Source organism: Streptomyces sp. T12 (assembly GCF_028736035.1).
Lineage (GTDB): Bacteria > Actinomycetota > Actinomycetes > Streptomycetales > Streptomycetaceae > Streptomyces.
In genome coordinates this window covers 8,453,309-8,475,011 of sequence record NZ_CP117866.1, presented here as the reverse complement: position 1 = coordinate 8,475,011, position 21,703 = coordinate 8,453,309, and the positions used below count along the sequence as shown (strand labels likewise).

Here is a 21,703-nt window from a genome sequence, read left to right as displayed (position 1 = left end):
GCGGTAGGGCGTCAGCCGTCCAGGGCGAACACCGCGCCCGTCCGGGCCGACATCCCGCATCCGTTCGAGAACGTCTCCCGGTACTCCACCGAGCGCCCGTTCCACTCTCCGCGCGCGTGGGCGGTCACCGGCGCGTAGATCATCGGGCAGAAGGCGTCCTTGCGCTGGAGTCGGCCGATGTCGCCGCCCACCCTGTCGAGCTGTTCGCAGGCCTCGGCCGCCTTGCGGTGGCCCTGCGGCGGATCGCACAGCAGCAGCCTGCCGGGCGCCTCACCGTGGGGGGCGTCGCCACGGGTGACCGTGACGAAGAGCCAGTTACCGGAGTCGGAGTCCTGGGCCGTCGCCTGGGGCGCGGCGGCACCGAGGGCGAGGGCGGCGGCTGCCGTGAGCAGCGCGCCTCGTACGGCTGTGATGCATCGCGTCATTCCCGATGCATCGGCACGGCGGCCCCGGCATTCCACCCCGACTCACCCGAACGGGAGCACGCGGGCGCGTGCCGCGTGGCGAGTTCGAACGCGGCGAGGACCACCCGCGACTGGTACTCCACCTGGCGCGCGACCGGTATCCAGCGCGCTCCGCAGCCGTCGCGGTAGTCGTCGCACCACTCGTCGAGGAGCCCGTCCAGTTCCGGCAGCACACCGGCCTGGTCGCGCCCGGCGCCCGTCACGAGCTGGTGCAGCAGCCCGGCCGTCCGCAGGGCGAGGCGCCGCCCGGCGATGCGCAGGGCGGCCAGGTGGGCGGTGCTGAGCGGGGGCAGGGGGCGTGCGCCGACGGGATCCTCGACGTCGGGGTCCCAGGTGTCGGCGAGCCCGGGGCAGACCAGTAAATAGTCGTCGACCGGGGCGAGCAGCCGGGCCGTTTCCGGTCCGGCGGGAAGGTGGGGCCGCAGCCGCTCCAGCAGCCGCTCAAGGACGCGGGTGTCGTGGCGCAGGGTGTGGCTCACCATGCGCAGGACCGTTTCCTCATCGGCGTGCGGGGCACCGTCCTCCACGGCGGCCACACCCCACATGGGCGCCTCGACGACCGCCGTGACCGTGCCGTGCCGGTGCGGGTGGAACCACGTCGACTCGACGGCCGCCTCGGTGATGGCGGCGGCCAGATCGCCCCGGCGGGGCCTGGGGATCCGGTAGACGGCGGGCCCCAGTGCCGGCCAGTACAGGGTGTCGTAGGGGCCGAGCTCGCGCGGGATGCCGAGGCGGGCGGCGGTGTGCGCGACGCGCTGGGCGAGGCCGGGCAGGTCGTGGGTCAGCTCGACGAAGCCGCCGCCGACGTCGACGCCGTGCAGGGAGCACTGGAGGAAGGGCCGCAGTTCGTCCTGGAGGTCGAGCAGCGTGCGGGTCTCGGGCAGCGTGACGGCGGCCGCGCCGTCGGGCAGCCATTCGGGCTGCTCCAGGAAGCCGGGCCGGAAGAAGTGCCGGAAGTAGCCGCCGAGGGCGTACGGGCCGTGCAGCCAGCCCTCGTTGCGGCGCAGGCCGTCGGGGTCCAGGCACAGCAGCAGGTTCCACGTGGCGTCGGCGCCCTCGTGCAGGCGGGGGTCGGCGAGCACCCGTTCGGCCAGCCGCAGCACGGTGGCGCCGCCCACCGGTTCGTTGGCGTGCGGGCCGGCCACGACGAGGGCCTGGCGGCTGCCGTGGCCGACGGACAGCAGCCACAGGGGCGTGCCCGCGCGGGACGTCCCCACGCGGCGCAGCCGTGCGTCACGGGGGCGGCGGGCGACGAGTGCGGCCGCCCGTGCGCCCAGCTCGTCGACGGTCGGGTAGCGGAGGAGTGGCGGCAGGGCAGACCTCCACAAGTGGTGCCGTCGATTCACCTGGTGTGCACGGTGTACGCACAGTCAGTCACGAGTTGACGACTACGTCAACACCACAGAGGGCAAAGGGACTTGAGTCAACGCTTCAAGTAAGGCCAAGGCCAGAGCTGAGGTTCGGCTCAGTTCGCGGCGAGCCGGAACGACATCCGGCCGAAGCCGACCTGGTCTCCCTCGCGGACCACGACGGCGCCGATGACCCGTCGGCCGTTCACCGTGGTGCCATTGGTGGAGCCGAGGTCGCGCAGGACCCATATGCCGGCCTGGTGGCTCAGTTCGGCGTGCACCCGGGACACCGTCTCGTGGGTCAGCCGCAGTCCGTTGGCGGGGTCGCGGCCGATGCGCAGCGGATGACCGGCCGCGGGGTGGGGCAGCAGCAGCTTGGGCAGCCGCTCGGCCTGCCATGCCCTGCGCAGCCGTACGGTGAAGCCGGAGATCGCCTCGACCGAGCCGAACACCAGGCGCGAGATACGGCTCTCGACGGGCAGGTCGGCGGTGAGCACGGCGAGCTCGTCCGCGCGGCGGGCGACGAGGGCCAGTTCCATGCGCCGTACGAACGTGTCGTGCGACAGCCGGCCCATGGCGACGCCGTCACGGAGCACCTTCAGCGCCTTGTCGCGCTCCGCGTCGGAGAGCCGCGCGGGGTAGGTATTGAACTCGAAAGACGACGTCACGGAGCTGATTGTCGGTCAGTGGACCCCACGTGTCCAGAAAACGGGGAAACGGCCACCCCGCACGCATGATCGACGGCACCGGCCACGACACCTGCCGCAAAAGGGAAGATTCAAAAGCGGATTGATCTCGTTTGAAGCACCATGGACGGGCTACATCACGGTGAGCAGACGAAGGGGAACCGTCCGTGCAGTTCGAGGTGTGGGCACCGCAGGCCGGCCGTGTGACGCTGCATTGCGAGGGCGCCACGCGCGCGTTGGAGCGCGATCCCGATCGCGCGGGATGGTGGTGGGGGGAGGCGGAGGCGCGGGACGGCACGCGGTACGGCTTCGCGCTCGACGACGGCCCCGTGGTGCCCGATCCGCGCTCGCGCCGGCAGCCGGACGGCCCCGACGGGCTGAGCGCGGTCGTCGACCACGGGCGGTACGAGTGGCGTACCGAGTGGGCGGGACGGCCCCTGCCCGGCGCGGTGCTGTACGAGCTGCACGTGGGCACGTACACGCGTGAGGGCACGCTGGACGCGGCCGCCGAGCGGCTCGGGCACCTCGTCGAACTGGGCGTCACGCACGTCGAGTTGATGCCACTGTGCCCCTTTCCGGGGCGAAACGGCTGGGGATACGAGGGGGTCTCCCTCTGGGCCGTGCACGAGCCGTACGGCGGACCCGAGGCCCTGAAACGCTTCGTCGACCGGGCGCACGAACTGGGCCTGGGCGTGGTCCTCGACGTCGTGCACAACCACTTCGGCCCGTCCGGCAACTACCTGCCGGTCTTCGGGCCCTACCTCACGGACAAGCACCACACCCCCTGGGGCTCCGCCGTCAACCTGGACGCGCCCGGCTCGGACGAGGTGCGCGCGTATCTCCTGCAGAGCTCGCTGGCCTGGCTGCGGGACTACCGGATCGACGGGCTGCGCCTGGACGCGGTGCACGCGCTGAAGGACACGCGCGCGTGCCACTTCCTGGAGGAGCTGTCGACAGCGGTCGACGACCTGGCCGCCGACCTCGACCGGCCGCTGTATCTGATCGCCGAGTCCGACCTCAACGACCCTCGGCTCATCACCGCGCGCGAGGAAGGCGGCGTGGGTCTGCACGCGCAGTGGAACGACGACTTCCACCACACCCTGCACGCCGCGCTGACCGGCGAGTCCCAGGGCTACTACGCCGACTTCGCCCGCGCCCCCATGGCAGGCCTCGCCAAGACCCTCACCGGCGGCTACTTCCACGACGGGACGTACTCGAGCTTCCGGGGCCGGCGCCACGGGCGCCCCCTGGACCGTGCGCGCGTGGCGGCCCACCGTCTCCTCGGCTACAGCCAGACCCACGACCAGGTCGGCAATCGCGCCCAGGGCGACCGGCTCGCGGCCTCCCTCTCCCCCGGCCTGCTGGCCTGCGCGGCCACGCTGACACTGACCGCGCCGTTCACGCCGATGCTGTTCATGGGCGAGGAGTGGGCCGCGGGCACGCCCTGGCAGTTCTTCACCGACCACACCGATCCGGAGCTCGCCGAAGCCGTACGGCGCGGCAGGCGGCGCGAGTTCGCGGAGCACGGCTGGGCCGAGGAGGACGTGCCCGACCCGCAGGACCCGGCGACCCGGGACCGCTCGTGTCTCGACTGGTCCGAGCTCGACGGCGAGCACCACGCGCGCGTACTGGACTGGTACCGCCGTCTCATCGCCCTGCGCCACGAGCAGCCCGACCTCACGGATCCCGACCTCGCCGACACCAAGGTGGCCTACGACGAGCAGGAGCGCTGGCTCGCCTTCCGGCGCGGCGACGTGCGCGTGGCCGTCAACCTCGCCAAGGAACCGGCGGCGATCCCCCTGGGGCCCCGCCAGGCGGCCGTACTGGCCGCGTGGGAGCCCGTGCAGGCGCCGGGTGCGGACGGGGTGCTGCATGTGCCCGCGGAGTCGGGCGTGGTGCTGTTGCAGGGGTGAGCGGGACACGGGGGGGAAGCGGGACGCGGGGGGGAGCGGTGGAGCGTCCGCGCAGGCACCTCTGCGTCGGCGCAGGCACTTCTGCGCCCGCCCCTACAGCTCCTCGTCCCCGTCGTCCTCCCTGAACTCCGTCACGCGCTCCAGCAGGATCGCCTCCCACGCGTGCCGCAGCTGCACCCTCAGCAGCGGGAGCGGCGTCTCGCCCTTGCCGTCGAGGCGGGCCGCGAGGCGGAGGATCGCGTCGCAGCGGGCGAGCCAGAGGCCGCGCAGGCAGGGGCGGGCGCCGTAGCCGGCGAGGGTGGCGGCGCGGACGGCGGCCGGGGAGCCGACGGCGTGGGCGAGACCGGCGATGTCCTCCGCGGGGTCGCCGAGGACGGTGTCGGCCCAGCCGAGGATGCCGCGTACCCGGCCGTCGGCGCTGACGACGAGGTGGTCGCCGGTGAGGGCGTGGTGGACGAGGACGGCGGTGCCGGGCTGGGCCGCGAGCTGGACGGCGGCCGGCTGGGTGAGCTGGCGCAGGCGGGCGGCGTCGAACTCGTCGGCGTCGGCGAGGCGCGCGGCTGCGCGTTCGGCGGCGCGGCGCAGGGCCTCCAGGGAGCGCGGCGCCGCGCGCGGCACGCCGAGCGTCTCGGCCTGCCGTACCGGGACCTCGCGCAGCCCCGTGAGCAGCCCGGCCAGGTCGGCCTCCCCGAGGGCGGACACGTCGTGCTCCCCGCCCGCCCCGCCGGGCACCTTGGTGTCCAGGGTGTAGGTCAGCCCGGGCGCCCACTCCCCGTACGCGACGCTCGTCGGCACCGCGACCGGGACGTGCGGGCGGACGAGGTCGCGCAGGCGCAGTTCGCGGCGCTGGCGGGCGGCGGCCTCGCGGTCGAGGGCGAGGCGCAGGACATGGCGGGTGCCGACCCACCAGGTGGCGGGCTCGGCGCCCGCAGCGGCGGGCCGGACCTCGGGGCCGGCCGAGTCGTCCACGCCGTTCTTGAGCAGGGAACGGACCAGTCGGCGGACGGTGTCCGCGGTGGGTGTCGGTGCCTGGGTCATGGTCGCGCCGTTGTCGCTCGGGGGTCTACGGGGGCTCCTTGCGCCGGGATCGGTCACCGGATCAGTCCACTATGACCATCTCGCGGGTGGTGTCGTTGAGGCGTCGGCCGCCGTCCTCGGTGACCGTCACGATGTCCTCGATGCGCACCCCGAAGCGGCCGGGCAGATAGACACCGGGCTCCACGGAGAAGCACATGCCGGGCACCAGAGGCTGCTCCTCGCCCTCGATCATGTACGGCGGCTCGTGCGTGGTGACGCCGATGCCGTGCCCGGTGCGGTGGATGAAGTACTCGCCGTACCCGGCGTCGTCGATGACCGCGCGGGCGGCCCGGTCGACCTCCTGGCAGGCGACGCCGGGCCGTACGGCGCGGTAGCCCGCCTCCTGGGCCTCGCGCACCAGGTCGTGGACGCGGCGCTCCTCGTCGGTGGGTTCGCCGACGTGGACCGTGCGGGAGGTGTCGGAGCCGTAGCCGTCCTTCAGGCCGCCGAAGTCGAGGACGACCATGTCGCCGCGTTCGATCACGCGGTCGCCCACCTCGTGGTGCGGGTTGGCGCCGTTCGGGCCGGAGGCGACGATGGTGAAGTCGACCTGGGAGTGTCCGAAGCGGCGCAGCAGGTGGGCGAGGTCGGCGGCGACCTCGGACTCGCGGCGGCCGCCGAAGGGAACCTTCCGGATCTCCTCGAACGTTGCGTCAGCGGCCGCACCCGCGGCCGCCAACAGCTCCAGCTCGGCGGTGTCCTTGACGGCCCGCAGCATCGGCAGGGCGTCGGTGAGGGAGGCGTAGGAGGTGCCGGGCAGCGCCTTCTGCAGGGCCAGCAGATGCATCGCCCAGGCGTTGTCGCTGATGCCGAACCGGCCGCTCGCGTCGAGGAGGGCGCCGGTGGCGGCGTAGGGGTCCTTGCCGTCGGTCCAGTCACGTAGGGCCAGGCCGGGCACGCCGACGGCCTTCGCGGCGTCCGGTGCCTCCAGGGCGGGGACGACGAGGACGGGGTCCTGGCCGGGGACGAGGACCAGCAGGGTGAGCCGCTCGGTCTGCGCGGTGGGCGCGTAGCCGGTGAGCCACACCAGGTCCGGGCCGGGTGCCACCAGGAGGCCGGCCAGTCCGGCGTCCGCGGCCGCCCGCGCGGCACGGTCCCTACGGGCCCGGTAGTCGTCGGCGGTGAAGGGCGCGGGTGCGGTGCCGGTCATCCGGGCCTCCCTGGGCGCGTGAAAGGACTACGGTCAGCATCCTGCCCGGACGCAGGGGGCGGCGCGAGCCGGTCGGCGGGGCTTTCGTGCGGCTCGTCGGGCATGGCGTCAGCCGTCCACTGCCATGCGGACACCCAGGAGCAGCAGCACGCCGCCGGAGACCTGCTCCAGGCGGCGGCGCACACCCGCGCGGGACAGCACGGTCTTCATCCGGCCGACGAACCACACGTACAGGCCGTAGTAGCCGACCTCGTAGACCGCCCAGAGCGCGGCGAGGCCGATCATGGCCGGCAGATGCGGGGCGCCCTCCGGCACGAACTGCGGGAGGAAGGACATCGCGAAGACGGCCGCCTTGGGGTTGGCGAGGTTGAGCAGCAGCCCGCCGCGGTAGGAGGCCCAGCCGCTCTTCCGCGTGCCCTCCCATGCGTCCTCGGCGTCCTCCTCGGTCCCCTTGGCGCGGCGCGCCTGCCGCAGTGCCTGGATGCCGAAGCCGACGAGCACGACGGCGCCGGCGATCCGCATCACGTCGTACGCCATCTCGGAGGCCGTCAGCAGCGCGGTCAGGCCGAACGCGGCGACCACGCCCCAGATGAAGACGCCGGTCTCGTTGCCGAGCACGGTCAGGAATCCGGAGCGTCTGCTGTGCAGCGACTGCTTGATGATCAGCACGGTGCTGGGGCCGGGCGAGGCGGCGACGAGGGTGCACGCCCCCAGGAAGGCGATGAGGGTGGTCGGCATGGGGTCATCGTGGCCCTGTCGGCGGAAGGTGACCAGTGGTTTTCGCGTACTCCGCCCAGGGATGCGGGGTGGTCAGGTGACGACGCCCGGGACCACCGTCAGCTGCTGGTAGCCGCCGCTGCGGTGGCGCACCGTCAGGGTGACCTCGCTGCCCGGGCGGGCTTCGGCGACGGCTCGCGCGAGGTCGGCGGCCGAGTCGACGCGGGTCCGGTCGAACGCGAGGACCAGGTCGCCCCGGATCAGGCCGGCCGCGTATCCCGGGCCGGGCACATGGACGCCGACGATCAAGGCACCCACCTTCTCGGCGTCCACGGCCTCCACGCCGAGGGTCGCGACGGCGGCGGGAGCCTGCGACGAGGTCGGTGTCGGGGTCGACGGGGCCGAGGCACCGGGGTCTGCCGAGGGGACCGGGCTTCCCGGGGCGCCCTGCCCCGCCTGCCGCTGCAGCTCGGCGAGCTTGCTCATGCCGATCACCGTGGCCCCCACCGTGCCGAGTCCGACCCCGGACAGGACCAGGACCGTCCCGACGATCAAGGCGACCAGGAGGGTCGTGAGCCGTCGGCCGCATCGGCGGGGCGCGGCGTACGGGCGCCGTGCGCCGGGGTCGGACTTGGCACCGTCACCGGCCCCCTGACCTGGCATGGGCTTGGGTCGCAACGCAGTCTGTTCCATCGGATCGCCTCCGGCTGGTGACTACCCTGCACACCGGCGCACAACGAGCCACGATCGAGTGAGACTGACCAGTGGTCAAGAACGGGAAGCCATAGGCGTCACGCCGTGCCGGTCACCCGGTGGCCACCGACCGTGGCAACGGCTCGCACCCGCACCCCGATCGTCCGGGTGCGGATACGAGCCGCGGTCGTGTGCGTCAGCCTGTGTGTCCCTGCCCGTGGCCGCCGTGCCCGCCGCCGTGGTCGAACTTCAGTGCCTCCGGGGGCATGACGACGAAGGGGCGCATCATGCCCATGTCCTCGTGTTCGAGGAGGTGGCAGTGGTACATGAACCGGCCGTACGCCCCGTCGAACCTGCCCATGACGCGCAGCATCTGGTTCCCCGGCACCCGGAAGACGTCCTTGTGGCCGAGTTCGTTGGGCGCCAGCGGGATCGGTGTGCCGGCGTCGTGCCGGATCGGGCTGCGGGTTCCGCCCACTGCCGGGTCGAAGCCCGAGACGTCGTAGGCGTCCCGGCCCAGCAGCTGGAAGTCGGCCAGATGGATGTGCATGGGGTGCACGATCGGTGCGAGGTTGAGGAAGCTCCACTGCTCGTGGCTGCCCTCGGCGATGGTGAAGCCGAGGCCGTCGTTGAACGTCCGGGCCGTGCGCCGGTAGGTCTTGGTCTTCCCGTCCGGGCCGGTGACCTGGATGACGCCGTCGGTGGGGACCTGGATGCCGCCCGGGTTCTCGACCTCCGTCATCTCCCAGATCTCCGGGTGGCCGCCGGCCCCCTTGGTGGCGGGCGGGGTGAGCACGATCAGCCGGTGGCCGTGCTCAATGTCGTGCGTGAGCCGGCGGAAGGAGCCGGAGAGCACCTCGGGCAGTTCGAAGGTGTCCGTCTCGCAGCTCTCCCGGACCCGGAACTCCATGACCGCCGGGTAGCGCACGTCGCCCGCCGGGTCGGGCACGCCCGGCGGCTGGTTGCGGCCCTTGTTGACCAGGCGGAGCTTCCTGCCCGCGAGCGAGCGGAAGTCGACGAGCAGGTCGAAGCGCTCGGCCGGCGCCGCGGTCAGGGTGGGCAGGGCACCGTCGAAGTCGATCGGGACCGGGCGCGGCAGCAGTCCGCCGTCGCTGCCGATCTGGTGGACGATGCCCGGGACCGGGTTGTCGTCCTCGTCGACGAGGACGAGGTCGTAGATGCGGGCGTTGGACGCGTTGACCAGCCGGAAGCGGTACCAGGCGTCGTCCACCTCGGCGTACGGCCAGATGCGGCCGTTCACCGTGGTGTACGGGCCGCTGAACGGGATGGAGACCGGCTTGCCCGTCTCCGGGTTCTTCTCCTGGACGATCACCGTCTTGTGCAGCAGCCGGCCGTTGAGACGGCCGTCCTCGTCGGTGTCGAGGTTGCGGTCGGCCAGCAGCAGCGGGATCTCGCGCTCCCCGCAGGGGAGATGGAGGGCGTCCTCCTCGTCGTCACGGACGAGGTAGGTGCCGTACAGCCCCGTCATCACGTTCCACCGTGTGATGTTCATGGCGTGGTCGTGGTACCACCACTGCACCGCCTGGTGGTCGTTCGGATACTCGGACAGCTGGGCGTCGCCGAAGCCGACGGCGTTGTCCGCCCAGCCGTCGTTGCCGCCGCCTGTCTGGGCGCCGTGCAGATGGGTCACCGACCAGGCGGGCAGGGCCGCGACGTCCTTGTTGGGCTCGACGCCCTCGCGGCCGGGCTCGGTGGTGGCCTGCGGGCGGCCGTCCCTACGCAGCGGCACCTCGACGGAGGTGACGGGGTACTCGCTGTCCTTGGGAATGCGGTTGGTCCAGGCGATGCGGACGCGCTGTCCGCGTCGCACTTCGATCGTCGGGCCCGGCACCTGACCGTCGTACCCCCACATCAGGGTCGGCGGCAGCTGCGGGTGCAGGCGCACCCAGGTCGGGCGCAGGGCGATCTCGGTCTCCTGTAAGACGTCCTCGGACGACGGCCGCAGGACAGGAGGGACGGGCAGCGGGGCCACGTACGGCGCGAGCTCGCCGGTACCGAGCGGCCGCTTCCCCGGGTCGGTCTCCCGCTCGGTCCCCGTGTCGCTGTCCGTGAACCTCTCGATGATGTCGGTCAAGGTCGAACACCCCCGTGTGTTCTCGTTGTCTGTTCCCCTCACCCCACAAGACTCGCGGGGCACCGTCGAGGTTCCCGGAATATCCCGTTCCGCGCGAAAAGTTTCGAAAACCGCATCCGGTGGCCAGAAGTCCGTTGTCAGTGGGGGCTGTTACGTTCTGTGACATGACCGATCACGCGCTGCGGCTGCTCCGGCAGAATCCCCGCCTGGCCGAACTGGCCGCCTTCCCCTTCAACTTCGACCTGGCTCGCGCGGCCCACGGCCACGTCGAGGAGGTCCGCCTCGCCTCGGGCGGCCCGCTGGAGACAGTGGCAGGGGACGACACCGGCGGTACGTACTTCGTGTGCGCGGACGGCTCGATGCTGTACGCCGATTCGGAGGGCTCGGCCGGGATCATCGGCTCCAGTGTCGACGAGGCGCTCCAGATCGTGATCGGACTGGCCGACTGGGGCACGTTCGTGGACCTGGACCTGGAGGACGGCGAGGAGAAGATCCTCGCGTGGGTCGCGGAGGTCGAGGAGGGTGTGCGCGAGTCCTGCGACCTCGACGAGGCACGAGCCGAACTGCGCGCCGGGCTGGGTTTCGCGGACCGTTCCCCGGTGGATCTGCTGCGCCTGCTGCAGGCCGCGCTGCTGCGCACCGAACCCGAGTTCGTGCTGCTCAACGCGGAGGAGCACAGTGCCTACGACCTGCTGGACGCGTATCCGCGCCGGCCCCTGTGGGAGCCGGTGCTCGCGAGCGGCCGCGCCGACCTCGCCCTGCTGCGGGCGGGTGACCGCGAGGTCTGGGACGCGGTGGCCGAGGATCCCGTACGGCGTCGGCTCACCCTGCGGGCCGCGCAGTTCGACCGCGCCGAGGGCGACCTGGAACTGCTGCGGCATCTGCTGCGGCACGAGACGCGGTCGTCGATGTCGGACGAACTGCGGCTCGCCGCCGTGCTGGTGGGGCTGCGCGGAGACATCGGGGACCTTCCGCTGCTGCACGAGGTGCGTGAGACGACCTACGACACCTGGTGCGGGCTCGGCGGCATGCCCGACCCCGGGGCGAGTGGGGACGAGTTGCGGGAGTGGGCGAAGGAGCTCGACGAGTCACTGTTCGGTACGGATCCCGCGGACGAGCCGGTGGGCACATGGACCGACCTGGCCCGCCAGCAGGGCATGACCGAACTCGCCCGGATCGCGCTGATCCGCCGTCTCGACGAGATCGTCATGGATCAAAGCAGACTCCGTCGGCCCGACGCGCCGCGGGAGTTGACCACGGCCCCGCTGCGCGCGCTGGCGCACGACTTCGAGCAGCTCGGCGACCGCTTCCAGGCACTGCGCGCCCAGCGCCTGTTCGCCGCGTTGCGGGAGGGGGCGGGGGGCCGGGTGCTGGCCCGGCTCGACCAGGCCCGGCTGGAGCGTGCGATCGGTCAACTGCCGCAGGCCCTACGGACCTTGGCCTCGGTGCGCGAAACCCTCGCGACCTCCGAGGATGACTCCGTGCGCAACTGGCGATGCGCGAGCCTCGGCCGCTTCACCGCCAAAGAGCACTACAGGCTGACCCGCGCCCTGGCCGACGCGGACCTCCCGGAGGAGGCCCGTGCGCTCCTCGCGGCCGCCGACGCGATACTCGGCGAGCTCTCCGAGAACGCCGCGAACAGCGTACGAGAGCTCGCCGACGAGACCTCCGCGAGGGTGGGGGAGGTCAGCTGAGGACGGGCACGGCCGGCGCGCGGTCCGGCAGGAAGCCGTGCGCGCGGCGGGCGAGGTACTCGGCCTTGTAGCGGTCGACCTCACGGTGCCAGTTCAGGATGCCCGCCAGCCAGTTCTGCAGGTCGACCACGTAGTTCCCCATCGCCTCCCGCGCCTCCTCCGAGAGCCCGAAGTCCTCGTACACGATGGGAAGTTCGTGCGCGGCCACATGCTCGAACTGCTGCATGCGCTGGGTCATCAGGTCGTGGATGACAGCGAGCGCGGTCGGGTAGTCGATGCCGAAGAAGTTCTGCACGACGAGGATCGCGTTGTGGATCTCGCCCTCGTACTCGATCTCCTTCTGGTAGGAGAAGACGTCGTTGAGGAGGCACGCGTAGTCGACGGCGGCGTTCTCCAGCGAGCGGACGGGGCCGCTGCGGTACACCTCCGGCGGGACGGCGGGTCCGTTGCCCATCCGGCAGAGGCTGAGGGTGAGGTCGGAGCCGAAGGTGGCGCGGCGCATCTCCAGGTAGTCGACCGGGTCGGGGATGCGGTTCTGGAGCTGGTTGGACAGCTCCCACACCCAGCTCTCGGTCATGTCGTTCACCGCGTCCTTGAGAACGCGCCGCGCCTCGGGGGTCATCTCCGCCGTGGTACGCGCCCACAGGTCGATCAGTCCGCGCTCCATGCCGTTGAGCGGGACGGTGGCCTCCTCACCGGCGAGGGGCATGCAGGCCGACAGGCGTTGTGTGGTCAGCCGGGCGGCGGCCAGGTCGCGTCGGTGGCCGAAGACGAGGGGGTAGTAGTCGTCGCCGTAGGTGCCCCAGGCGAGCCAGTGGGCGCTGAGGTCGAGGGCCTCGGGCGTGGCGTCCGGGTCGAGGCCGGCCGAGCACAGCGGGAGGTCGTAGGCGGCGAGCTTGTCCTCGTCCCAGACGCCCTCCTGGAGCATGCCCATGCGGTGCATCCACTCGGTGAGGCGGGTGCGGGTGGCGCTCAGATGCGGGCTGAGCTCCACCTGGAAGGGCATGTAGAAGTCGGGCAGTCGGGACGGGCCGACCTTCTGGAACGGCACGTGCGTGTAGGCACGCAGGCGTTCGGCGCCGGCCGCCGCGAGCAGCGCGCCGACGTCGGCGGCGGAGGTGCCGGGACCGGTCAGGGCCTTCCAGGGCGCGGTGGATTCGGCGCGCTCGTTCATGTACCGGCTGGAGCGCATGTGCCATTCGTGGCCACCGGACTGCCAGTCCTGCAGCCCCTGGGTGTACGCCGCGACCGCGGCGACGTCCTGAGGGGTGAGCCCTTTCTCCAGTGCCAGGGCGGGGACTTCAGTCAGGGCGGTGTGCTCGAACTGGTGGAGCCGGGAGGTGAGGACGTCGTTGACGGTGTCGGCGGCTTCCTGGGTGGTGCAGCCGAAGAAGGTCTCCAGGACCAGGACGCCGTTGCTGAGTTCGCCCTCGTCCTCGACCTCGCGCTGGTAGGAGAACAGGTCGTTGCGCAGGTGCACGGCGTCCGAGAAGGTCTCCATCAGAACCCTCAGGGGCCTCGACTCGGCGACGGACGCGGGCACTTCGGACGTCGCGTACTCCACCAGACCCGACGACCAGGGGGCGCCGCCCACCTTGCGACGCATCTCGATGTACTCGACCGGGTTGGCGACCCGGCCCTCGTTGATGTTGGACAGCTCCCACAGGGACTCGTTGAGAAGGTGCTCGGTCGCCACGGCGAATCGGCGGCGCCAGTCGGCCGACATCGAGGGCACCGTACGTGTCCACAGGTCGGCGAGGCCCGCCTCGACCGGGTTCTGCGGCTCGGGCATCGGGGTCGACAGGTCCATCGGCATGAACAGGGGCAGCCGGTCCAGATAAGCCTTGCCGCCGGCGCGGTCCTGGGTGCGCTTGAAGATCTCCAGGAAGTGGTCGTCGAAGAAGAAGACCCACACGTACCAGTCGGTGATGAGGGAGAGGGCGGGGCCGTCGCACTCGGGGTGGGTGTAGGCGCAGAGCAGGCCGTAGTCGTGCGCCTCCAGGTCGGCCTGCTCCCAGACCCCGGATCCCTCCAGCATGCCCATCTCGCGCGCCCACTCGGTCGAATGGGCGCGGGCCTCGTCGAGGTGCGGGTTCAGCCGCGCGGGATACGGCATGTAGAAGTGCGGGAGTTCGAAGGGCTGCTGCGTCATGGCCGGGCCCTACCCCCGGACCCCAACAGGCATCCGCCGCGAGGGACATGATCACACCATCGCGTGAATCGCGGGTGAATCCGGGAGTTCTCGCCGGGCCTTGTGGCGTTCACCTCTACGCGCGCAGACTTTTCGAGCCTCATGTGTCCCCCTGTGTCCCCCCTCCCTCTCCGGAGCCTCGATGAACCACACCGGATCTCTCTCCCGCCGCACGGCGCTCGTCTCCCTCGCCGGGGCGGCACTGGCCACGACCGCGGCGTTCCCGGCCTCGGCAGCCGAGCGGCACGGCCGCCGGTCCGTACGGTTCGCCACGTTCAACGCCTCACTGAACCGCTCCACCCAGGGCGCGCTGATCACCGACCTGTCCACGCCGGACAACGCCCAGGCGCGCAACGCCGCCGAGACCATCCAGCGGGTCGACCCGGACATCCTGCTGATCAACGAGTTCGACCACGACGACCAGGGCGAGGCGGTCCGCCTGTTCGTGCGCAACTACCTCTCCGTCGGCCACAACGGAGCGAAGCCGATCCGCTTCCCGTACCACTACACCGGCCCGGTGAACACGGGCGTCGCCACGGGTGTGGACCTCGACGGCAAGAACGGCGCGGTCACGACGCCCGGTTCGGACGCGTACGGGCAGGACGCGTACGGCTACGGCTGGTTCCCCGGGCAGTACGGCATGGTCGTCCTGTCGAAGTACCCGATCGACACGCGCGCGGTGCGGACCTTCCAGCGCTTCCTGTGGAAGGACATGCCGGGCCACATCATGCCCCCGGGCTACTACAGCGACGAGGCCCGCGCGATCCTGCGGCTGTCGTCGAAGAGCCACTGGGACGTGCCGGTGTGCATCGGACACTCCACCGTGCACTTCCTGGTCTCCCACCCGACCCCGCCCACCTTCGACGGCACCGAGGACCGCAACGGCCGCCGCAACCACGACGAGATCCGGCTGTGGGCCGACTACATCGGCGGACGCAGGCGCAGCTCCTACCTCTACGACGACAAGGGCGTGCGCGGCGGGCTGCGGCCCGGGGCGCGGTTCGTGATCGCGGGCGACAACAACGCCGATCCGTACGACGGCGACAGCTACGACCACGCCATACGGCAGCTGCTCGACCACCCGGCGGTGAACCTGCCGGCCACTCCCCCGGCCAGCGCGGGCGCCGTGGAAGCCGCGAAGCTCCAGGGCGGCGCCAACGCCTCGCACACCGGCGACCCCGCGTACGACACCTCCGACTTCGGCGACACCGCCCCCGGGAACCTGCGCGTCGACTACGTCCTGCCGTCCAAGGGCCTGATACCGGGCGCCAACGGCGTGTTCTGGCCGACGTCCGACGACCCGCTGTACCGGCTGGTGGGCAACGGCACGACGGTGCCGACGTCCGATCACCGGCTGGTGTGGCAGGACGTGCGCCTGGGCTGACCGGCCGGGGGGGGGAGCCGCTGCGGGCGCGTTACCTGTTGCGTACCGCCCGCCCGACCTCCGCCCTCAGGGCGACGAACTCCGCCAGGCCCCGGGTCGTGATCTGGTCCCGGGTGCCGGGGAGTTCGACCGGCAGGTCCTGGACGACCTTGGCGCCGGGCCCTGGGGAGAGGACGACGACGCGGTCGCCCAGGTACACGCTCTCGTCGATGTCGTGGGTGACGAAGACGATCGTCGCGCCGTCCGTGCGGTGGACCTCCAGCAGGAGGTCCTCCAGGTCCTCGCGGGTCTGGGCGTCCAGGGAGCCGAAGGGTTCGTCCATGAGGAGCAGGGAGGGTCGGCAGACCAGGGCGCGGGCGATCGCCACGCGTTGCTGCATGCCGCCCGAGAGCTGCCAGGGGTGGCGGCGGGCCGTGTCGGTGAGGCCGACCCGGGCCAGGATGCGGTCGGCCTCGGCCCGGCGTGCCGCTCTCGGCAGGCCTCGGCGGCGCAGCGGGAGCGCCACGTTCTCGCGGACCGTGAGCCAGGGGTACAGGGAGCGGGCGTAGTCCTGGAAGACGACCGCCAGGTTGTCGGGGACGCCACGCACGGGTGTGCCGTCCAGGGTGATCGTGCCGTCGTATGCCGGTAACAGTCCCGCGATGGTGCGCAGGAGCGTGGACTTGCCGCAGCCGGACGGGCCCACGACGCACAGGAGTTGGCCGTCCGGCACGGTGAGGGTGATGTCGTGCAGGACCTGGTGGTCGCCGTAGTGCCGGCCGACCGCGTCTAGGCGGAGCATGGGTGTCCCTGGGCGAAGGTGATGGCGGGCGTACGGGTCATGCGGTCGTCGTCCTCCCCTTGCCGACGAGCCGCTTCTCGACCGCCAGCAGACCGGTGTTGAGCAGGTAGCCGAGGGCGCCGAGCAGGGCCAGCGCCGCCCAGACGGTGAGCAGGTCGGAGCGGGACTGGGCGTCGGTGAGCGTGAAGCCGATGCCGTTGGCGGTGCCCGGCAGCAGTTCCGAGAACACCATGAGGATGAGCGAGAGGGAGAGGCTCAGGCGCAGGCCGGCGAAGATGCGGGGCAGTGCGGAGGGCAGGATCAGGAAGCGGAGCCGTTCGGTCGGGGCGAGGCGCAGGACGGCGGCGACCTCGATGCGCAGTGGGTCGGTGTCGCGGGCACCCTCGGCCGTGTTGATCAGCACCGGCCAGACGGCGCTGAAGGCGATCGACGCGATCTGCATCGGCGTACCGAAGTCCAGGATCACGACGAAGACGGGGACCAGGGCGGGCGGCGGGACGGCACGCGCGAACTGCAGGACGGGGTTGCACAGGGCGTACACGCGCCGCGAGCGGCCGACCGCGATGCCGAGTGCGATCCCGGCGACGGCGGCGATCCCGAACCCGGCGGCCATCCGGCCGAGGCTCGGCAGGATGTCGGCCACGGCGTTCTCGGTGAGGAAGACGTGCCGGGCGGGACCGGAGAACCAGAGGCCGCGCGCGTGCCGGGCGATCTCGGCGGGCGGCGGGAAGTAGACACTGCCGTGGGCCCGGGCGACCAACTGCCAGACGGCCACCGCGAGAGCGAGAACGAGCCAGCGGAGCAGGGCGTGACGTACGGGGGCGGGGGCGAGGGTGCGGCTTACGCCGGGCGGGAGCAGGGAAGGGCGTACGGCGGTCGGCCGTCGGTGGGGTGGTCCGGCGGATTCGGATGTGGTGGTGCGAGGCTGGTTCATTCGGCGCTCCTCGCAGCGCGATGCGGGGAGCGCCGGGAGTGCTCGGTACGCATCGGCCTGTGAGTCGGCGGGCGCGTCACGGGCACGGACCCGGGACAGCTCACGGGCACTGCGGCCGCCAGGGACGGTGCGGGCCACCCGCCCGCGTCCCGCAGCGCGCCCGGCAGCGAAGGCCGAGCGCCCAAGCCATGGGCCCCGCGCGCCACCGCCCGCCGCGCGCCCGCGCCGAGCGCTCCATCCGGCGCAGCAACCCGCGCGCCGGTACCCGCGCCAAGCACTCCACCCCTCACAATGCCCCGCCCACCGAACTCACCCGCCCCATCCCCGCTCACATCACCCAACGCCCCTTCGGCACCGCACCCTCTGCAGCGCCCCAACACCCGCCGCGGCACCGCCCCACCACGGCACACCACCCCCGGCAGCACCGCCCCACCACGACACCGCGCACCCGCCGCAGCACCGACCCCCGTACCACCCCTCCACGACACCCCACACAGGCCCCCACCAATCGCCCCAGCGCGCCCCCACAACCGGCTCGCCAATCCCCCACCGCGCCCCCACGCACAGACCCGCCAATCCCCCACCCCCTACCGCCCTCACCGCACCGCACCACACCCCGCCCCCACCTACCCAACCCCCCGACGCCCCGGCGTCCACGGAAACAGCCTCCGCTCTCCCCACACCAGCACCCCGTTGATGACCAACCCCAGCACCCCCGCCCACACCACCCCCGCCAGCACGTCCCGCGTGCCGTCCGTCGCCAGACCCGCCTGGGCGATGAAGATGCCGAGGCCCTCTCCGAAACCGGAGAGGATCTCCGTGGCCACGGCCAGGATGAGGGCGACCGCCGCCGAGATGCGGAGGCCGGCCGCGATGAAGGGGGCCGTGCCCGGCAGTTCGACGCGGAGGAGGACGGCGAGGCGGCCGAAGCCGAAGGCGCGGAGGGTGTCCTTGGCCAGCGGGTCGGTCTCGCCGAGGCCGTAGATGGTGTTGAAGAGGATCGGCCAGACCGACGCGTACGTCACCAGCGCGACCTTGGTCTCGGTGCCCGAACCGAGGAGGAGGGAGACCAGGGGAATCAGCGCGACGGACGGCAACGGCCGCAGGAACTCGACGATCGCGCGTACGGCGGCGTCGACGACCGGCACACTGCCGAGGACCAGGCCGACCGGAACGGCGATGGCACAGGCCAGGGAGAGACCGAGCGCCCAGGCGCGCAGTGTGGCGGCGATGCCCTCCAGGAAGCCCGCGTCCCCCGCCAACTCCACCGCACGGGCGAGGACTTCGGAGGCGGGCGGGAGATAGTTGCGCCGTACGAGACCGGCACGGGAGACGGCCTCGCAGGCGCCGAAGGCAAGCAGCACACCCAAAGCGCCCAGTGCGAGCTGCTCCTGACGGGCCTTCACCTCACCACGTCACTTGACCATCAGCGTCGCCGGGTCGATCGGCTTCTTCAACATCCCCTGCTTCTCCATGAGGTCGGTGAGCCGGGTGAGCTGCGCGGCGTCCATGGTGGGCGGAAAGACGGGCAGGTCGATCGACTCGGCCTGTTTCTTGGTCACCTTGGTGTAGGTCGGCAGGGTGTCGCGTACGGCGGACGGGTCCTCTTCGGCGATCCGCACGGCCGCTTTGATGGCCCGCTGGAACGCAGCGAGGGTCTTGCCGTTCCCGTCGGCGTACTTGCTCGTGCTGATGTACCCGCTGAGGGGAATGGCCTCCACGGGCGCGGACGAGCCGTCGACGAGGACCCTGGCCTTCAACTCGTCCTGGATGGCACTGTCGTAGGGCTCGACCGCGTGCACGGCGTCCACCTGCCCCTTGTCCAGGGCAGCCCCCATCTGCGGGAAGGGAATCGCCCGGTAGACGGGGCGGCCGACGCCCTGTTTCTCCAGGATCTCGTTGAAGGTGAGCGACTGGACGTTGTTGAGGACGTTGACGGCGAGCTTCTTGCCCTCGAGGTCGGCGACGGTCTTGATGTCCGAGTCCTCGGGCACCAGGACTTCCATCATGCGCGGCGCGGCCCTGATCGCCTCGGCGACGATACGGATGTCGAGGGTGCCCTGCTCGTGAGCCTGCAGATAGGTGACGTAGTTGGCGCTCGCGACCATGTCGATCTGCCCCTTGGCCAGGGCGGGCAGCGCCTGGAGGCTCTGCTGGACCTGCTGGATGCGGACGTCGAGGCCCTCCTTCTCGAACAGGCCGCGGTCCCGTGCGATGTAGAGGGCGGCGCAGTCGATCAGTGGCAGAGCGGCCACCGTGACGGTCTGCTGCCCGTCGGCCCCGGACGAGGAGTCCCCGTCGTCGCCGCAGGCGGTGAGCGCCACCAGCATGAAGGTGACCGCGGCGGCCGCCGCTTTCCCCGTTCCCGAGCGCAATTGACGTAACGCCATGTCGACATGACTATCAAGTTTTTGTCATGATCACCACATATGGCACCACATGCAGCATGCGAACAGCGGCACGTCAATCTGCCGGTCTTCGCCGATATGCGCCACCTTGGTCGCATGACCTCCTTCACACTCCCGCACGAACTGCACGGCGACGGTGCCCACAAGGTGTTCGCCGTGCACGGCTGGTTCGCCGATCGGTCCGCCTACGCACCCGTGCTCGCGGACCTCGACCGCACGGCCTTCACCTACGCCCTGGTCGACCTGCGGGGCTACGGCGGCGCCAAGGACGCCGTCGGTTCGTGTACGACCGCCGAGGCGGCCCTCGACCTGGTGGAACTGGCCGACCGGCTCGGCTGGGAGCGCTTCTCGGTGGTCGGGCACTCGATGGGCGGCGCGGTGGGACAGCGCCTCCTCACCGTGGCCCCGCACCGGCTGCGCAGGCTGGTCGGGGTCTCGCCGGTTCCGGCCTCGGGGCTGGCCCTGCCGCCGGAACAGTGGGAGCTGTTCGCGGACGCGGCGCACAAGCCGGAGAACCGGCGCGGGATCATCGACATCACCACCGGTGGCCGCCGCCCCGCCGCCTGGCTCGATCGCATGGTCGCCCGGTCGCTCGCCGTCAGCGACCAGAAGGCGTTCCGCGCCTGGCTGGACTCCTGGGCCGCAGAGGACTTCCACACACAGGTCGAGGGCTCCCCGGTACCCGCGCTCGCCGTGGCCGGCGCCCTCGATCCGGCCCTGTCCGCCGATCTGCTGCGGCAGACCTGGATGACCTGGTATCCCCGCGCCGAGCTGCACGAACTCTCCTCCGCGGGCCACTATCCGATGGACGAGACCCCACTGGAGCTGATCCGGGTGGTCGAGGACTTCCTGCGCGCGGACCCGGAGGTCCCCGGCACCGACGAAAGGGGCGGGCCGGCGTGACCGTCCACCACGCTCCCCCGGTCCCCGACGTCTTCGACCCCCGGCGGTACGCCACCGGCGTGCCCCACGACGCCTATCGCGTCCTGCGCGACCACCACCCGGTGGCCCGGCAGGACGAGCCCGAGGTGCTGGGCTGGCCGGCCGGGCCCGGGTTCTGGGCGGTGACCCGGCACGCGGACGTGGTGCGCGTACTCAAGGACTCGGCGACGTACTCCTCGTACATCGGCGCGACCCAGATCCGCGACCCGGACCCGGACGACCTGCCGTTCATCCGCCGCATGATGCTCAATCAGGATCCGCCGGGACACGGGCGCCTGCGGCGGCTGGTCAGCCGGGCCTTCACCCCTGGCCGCATCGACCGTTTCACCAAGGTCGCGCAGGAACGGGCCCGAACGCTCCTCGCGCGCGCCCTGGACGAGGCCCGCCCCTCGGACGGCACCGTCGATCTGGTCACCGCCGTGACCGACGACTACGCCCTGCTCAACCTCGCCGACCTGCTCGGTGTGCCGGAGGCCGATCGCAAGCTGCTGCTGCACTGGACGCAGCGGGTGATCGGCTACCAGGACCCGGACGAGGCGGGTGTCCCGGTGCTGGACGCGGCGGGCAGGCCGGTCAATCCGCGCTCGCCCGCGATGCTGGCGGACATGTTCGGGTACGCCCGGCAACTGGCCGCCCACAAGCGGCGCTACCCCGACGACGACGTCATGACCACGCTCGCCCACGACCCCGAACTCTCCCGTGCCGAGCTGGAGATGTTCTTCTTCCTGCTCACCGTCGCGGGCAACGACACCGTCCGCAGCGCGGCACCCGGCGGTCTGCTGGCGCTGGCGGAGCACCCCGAGGCGTACGAGCGCCTACGGAGCGGACGCGTCGAACTTGCCTCCGCTGTCGACGAGTTGCTCCGCTGGCACCCGCCCGTCCTCACCTTCCGCCGCACCGCCGCCCAGGACACCGAACTGGCGGGCCGGCGCATCCGCGCGGGCGACAAGGTGGTCGTCTTCCACGCCTCCGCCAACCGCGACGAGCGGGTCTTCGCCGACCCCGACCGGCTGAACCTGTCCCGCGCCCCGAACCCGCACGTCTCGTTCGGCGACGGCCCGCACGTCTGCCTGGGCGCGCACTTCGCGCGGCTGCAGCTGCGGGTGCTCTACCGGGAGACCCTGCGGGTCCTGCCGGTCCTGCGGACGGCGGGGCCGCCGAAGCGCCTGGTGTCGAACTTCATCAACGGCCTCAAGTCGCTGCCCGTGCAGATCACTTGAGAGCC

Annotated in this window: 18 protein-coding genes; 5 read left to right on the top strand and 13 right to left on the bottom strand. The window is 71.7% G+C overall.

What is annotated here, in order from left to right; genetic code table 11:
• Positions 1-11: 11 nt before the first annotated feature.
• The 3 genes from PBV52_RS38020 to PBV52_RS38010 all read right to left on the bottom strand — a co-directional run bounded on the left by PBV52_RS38020 (position 12) and on the right by PBV52_RS38010 (position 2,481).
• The gene (locus PBV52_RS38020) at positions 12-425 is read right to left on the bottom strand and encodes an SSI family serine proteinase inhibitor (protein ID WP_274244931.1); all 414 of its coding nucleotides are present in this window, start codon (positions 423-425) and stop codon (positions 12-14) included.
• The gene (locus tag PBV52_RS38015) at positions 422-1,792 is read right to left on the bottom strand and encodes a M14 family zinc carboxypeptidase (protein ID WP_274249836.1); all 1,371 of its coding nucleotides are present in this window, start codon (positions 1,790-1,792) and stop codon (positions 422-424) included. The genes PBV52_RS38020 and PBV52_RS38015 overlap by 4 nt, the downstream gene beginning before the upstream one ends.
• Positions 1,793-1,929: 137 nt before the next feature.
• Positions 1,930-2,481: a DUF1707 and FHA domain-containing protein gene (locus PBV52_RS38010; protein WP_274244930.1), complete on the bottom strand. Its 552-nt coding sequence runs from the start codon at positions 2,479-2,481 to the stop codon at positions 1,930-1,932.
• 185 nt (positions 2,482-2,666) lie between these two features.
• On the opposite strand from PBV52_RS38010, the gene treZ reads away from it, so the two are divergent.
• Positions 2,667-4,412, top strand: coding sequence for a malto-oligosyltrehalose trehalohydrolase (treZ, locus tag PBV52_RS38005; RefSeq protein ID WP_274244929.1), 1,746 nt, complete (start codon positions 2,667-2,669; stop codon positions 4,410-4,412).
• 93 nt (positions 4,413-4,505) lie between these two features.
• Here the strand turns inward: treZ and PBV52_RS38000 are convergent, their stop codons facing one another.
• The 5 genes from PBV52_RS38000 to phsA form a co-directional block, all read right to left on the bottom strand.
• Entirely contained in the window at positions 4,506-5,450 is a 945-nt protein-coding gene (locus PBV52_RS38000; RefSeq protein ID WP_274244928.1) for an aminoglycoside phosphotransferase family protein, read from the bottom strand.
• 61 nt (positions 5,451-5,511) lie between these two features.
• On the bottom strand, positions 5,512-6,639 hold the full coding sequence (locus PBV52_RS37995; protein ID WP_274244927.1) for an aminopeptidase P family protein: 1,128 nt from the start codon (positions 6,637-6,639) through the stop codon (positions 5,512-5,514).
• A 108-nt stretch (positions 6,640-6,747) separates the two neighbouring features.
• The gene (locus tag PBV52_RS37990; protein WP_274244926.1) at positions 6,748-7,377 is read right to left on the bottom strand and encodes a LysE family translocator; all 630 of its coding nucleotides are present in this window, start codon (positions 7,375-7,377) and stop codon (positions 6,748-6,750) included.
• A 72-nt stretch (positions 7,378-7,449) separates the two neighbouring features.
• Positions 7,450-8,049, bottom strand: coding sequence for a PDZ domain-containing protein (locus PBV52_RS37985; protein ID WP_274244925.1), 600 nt, complete (start codon positions 8,047-8,049; stop codon positions 7,450-7,452).
• A 196-nt stretch (positions 8,050-8,245) separates the two neighbouring features.
• Positions 8,246-10,144 (bottom strand): O-aminophenol oxidase PhsA, encoded by a 1,899-nt coding sequence (gene phsA / locus PBV52_RS37980; RefSeq protein ID WP_274244924.1) that lies wholly within the window; start codon positions 10,142-10,144, stop codon positions 8,246-8,248.
• A gap of 164 nt (positions 10,145-10,308) precedes the next feature.
• Between phsA and PBV52_RS37975 the strand changes: the two genes are divergently transcribed.
• Positions 10,309-11,838, top strand: a complete 1,530-nt coding sequence (locus PBV52_RS37975) for a hypothetical protein (RefSeq protein WP_274244923.1) — start codon at positions 10,309-10,311, stop codon at positions 11,836-11,838.
• Here PBV52_RS37975 and cyc2 read toward each other — a convergent pair.
• On the bottom strand, positions 11,831-13,990 hold the full coding sequence (gene cyc2 / locus PBV52_RS37970) for a germacradienol/geosmin synthase Cyc2 (RefSeq protein ID WP_274244922.1): 2,160 nt from the start codon (positions 13,988-13,990) through the stop codon (positions 11,831-11,833). The genes PBV52_RS37975 and cyc2 overlap by 8 nt on opposite strands.
• A gap of 181 nt (positions 13,991-14,171) precedes the next feature.
• Between cyc2 and PBV52_RS37965 the strand changes: the two genes are divergently transcribed.
• Positions 14,172-15,413 (top strand): endonuclease/exonuclease/phosphatase family protein, encoded by a 1,242-nt coding sequence (locus PBV52_RS37965; RefSeq protein WP_274244921.1) that lies wholly within the window; start codon positions 14,172-14,174, stop codon positions 15,411-15,413.
• 31 nt (positions 15,414-15,444) lie between these two features.
• On the opposite strand, the gene PBV52_RS37960 is transcribed toward PBV52_RS37965, so the two are convergent.
• From PBV52_RS37960 to PBV52_RS37945, 4 genes are all read right to left on the bottom strand, one after another.
• Positions 15,445-16,194: an ABC transporter ATP-binding protein gene (locus PBV52_RS37960; RefSeq protein WP_274244920.1), complete on the bottom strand. Its 750-nt coding sequence runs from the start codon at positions 16,192-16,194 to the stop codon at positions 15,445-15,447.
• 37 nt (positions 16,195-16,231) lie between these two features.
• A complete protein-coding gene (locus PBV52_RS37955; protein ID WP_274244919.1) occupies positions 16,232-17,128 on the bottom strand; it encodes an ABC transporter permease in 897 nt (298 codons plus the stop codon).
• Positions 17,129-17,754: 626 nt separating this feature from the next.
• Complete coding sequence (locus tag PBV52_RS37950) at positions 17,755-18,534, bottom strand: ABC transporter permease (RefSeq protein WP_274244918.1); 780 nt, start codon at positions 18,532-18,534, stop codon at positions 17,755-17,757.
• A gap of 9 nt (positions 18,535-18,543) precedes the next feature.
• Positions 18,544-19,518: an ABC transporter substrate-binding protein gene (locus PBV52_RS37945; protein ID WP_274244916.1), complete on the bottom strand. Its 975-nt coding sequence runs from the start codon at positions 19,516-19,518 to the stop codon at positions 18,544-18,546.
• 114 nt (positions 19,519-19,632) lie between these two features.
• On the opposite strand from PBV52_RS37945, the gene PBV52_RS37940 reads away from it, so the two are divergent.
• Both PBV52_RS37940 and PBV52_RS37935 read left to right on the top strand, forming a co-directional pair.
• Positions 19,633-20,439, top strand: coding sequence for an alpha/beta fold hydrolase (locus PBV52_RS37940; RefSeq protein WP_274244914.1), 807 nt, complete (start codon positions 19,633-19,635; stop codon positions 20,437-20,439).
• Positions 20,436-21,698 (top strand): cytochrome P450, encoded by a 1,263-nt coding sequence (locus PBV52_RS37935; protein WP_274244912.1) that lies wholly within the window; start codon positions 20,436-20,438, stop codon positions 21,696-21,698. The genes PBV52_RS37940 and PBV52_RS37935 overlap by 4 nt, the downstream gene beginning before the upstream one ends.
• Positions 21,699-21,703 lie beyond the last annotated feature (5 nt).

Bases quoted from the DNA above. Each gene is read 5' to 3' on its own strand.
- PBV52_RS38020 (WP_274244931.1), bottom strand. From the start codon at position 425: ATGACGCGATGCATCACAGCCGTACGAGGCGCGCTGCTCACGGCAGCC.
- PBV52_RS38000 (WP_274244928.1), bottom strand. From the start codon at position 5,450: ATGACCCAGGCACCGACACCCACCGCGGACACCGTCCGCCGACTGGTC.
- PBV52_RS37995 (WP_274244927.1), bottom strand. From the start codon at position 6,639: ATGACCGGCACCGCACCCGCGCCCTTCACCGCCGACGACTACCGGGCC.
- PBV52_RS37990 (WP_274244926.1), bottom strand. From the start codon at position 7,377: ATGCCGACCACCCTCATCGCCTTCCTGGGGGCGTGCACCCTCGTCGCC.
- PBV52_RS37985 (WP_274244925.1), bottom strand. From the start codon at position 8,049: ATGGAACAGACTGCGTTGCGACCCAAGCCCATGCCAGGTCAGGGGGCC.
- PBV52_RS37975 (WP_274244923.1), top strand. From the start codon at position 10,309: ATGACCGATCACGCGCTGCGGCTGCTCCGGCAGAATCCCCGCCTGGCC.
- cyc2 (WP_274244922.1), bottom strand. From the start codon at position 13,990: ATGACGCAGCAGCCCTTCGAACTCCCGCACTTCTACATGCCGTATCCC.
- PBV52_RS37965 (WP_274244921.1), top strand. From the start codon at position 14,172: ATGAACCACACCGGATCTCTCTCCCGCCGCACGGCGCTCGTCTCCCTC.
- PBV52_RS37960 (WP_274244920.1), bottom strand. From the start codon at position 16,194: ATGCTCCGCCTAGACGCGGTCGGCCGGCACTACGGCGACCACCAGGTC.
- PBV52_RS37955 (WP_274244919.1), bottom strand. From the start codon at position 17,128: ATGAACCAGCCTCGCACCACCACATCCGAATCCGCCGGACCACCCCAC.
- PBV52_RS37945 (WP_274244916.1), bottom strand. From the start codon at position 19,518: ATGGCGTTACGTCAATTGCGCTCGGGAACGGGGAAAGCGGCGGCCGCC.
- PBV52_RS37940 (WP_274244914.1), top strand. From the start codon at position 19,633: ATGACCTCCTTCACACTCCCGCACGAACTGCACGGCGACGGTGCCCAC.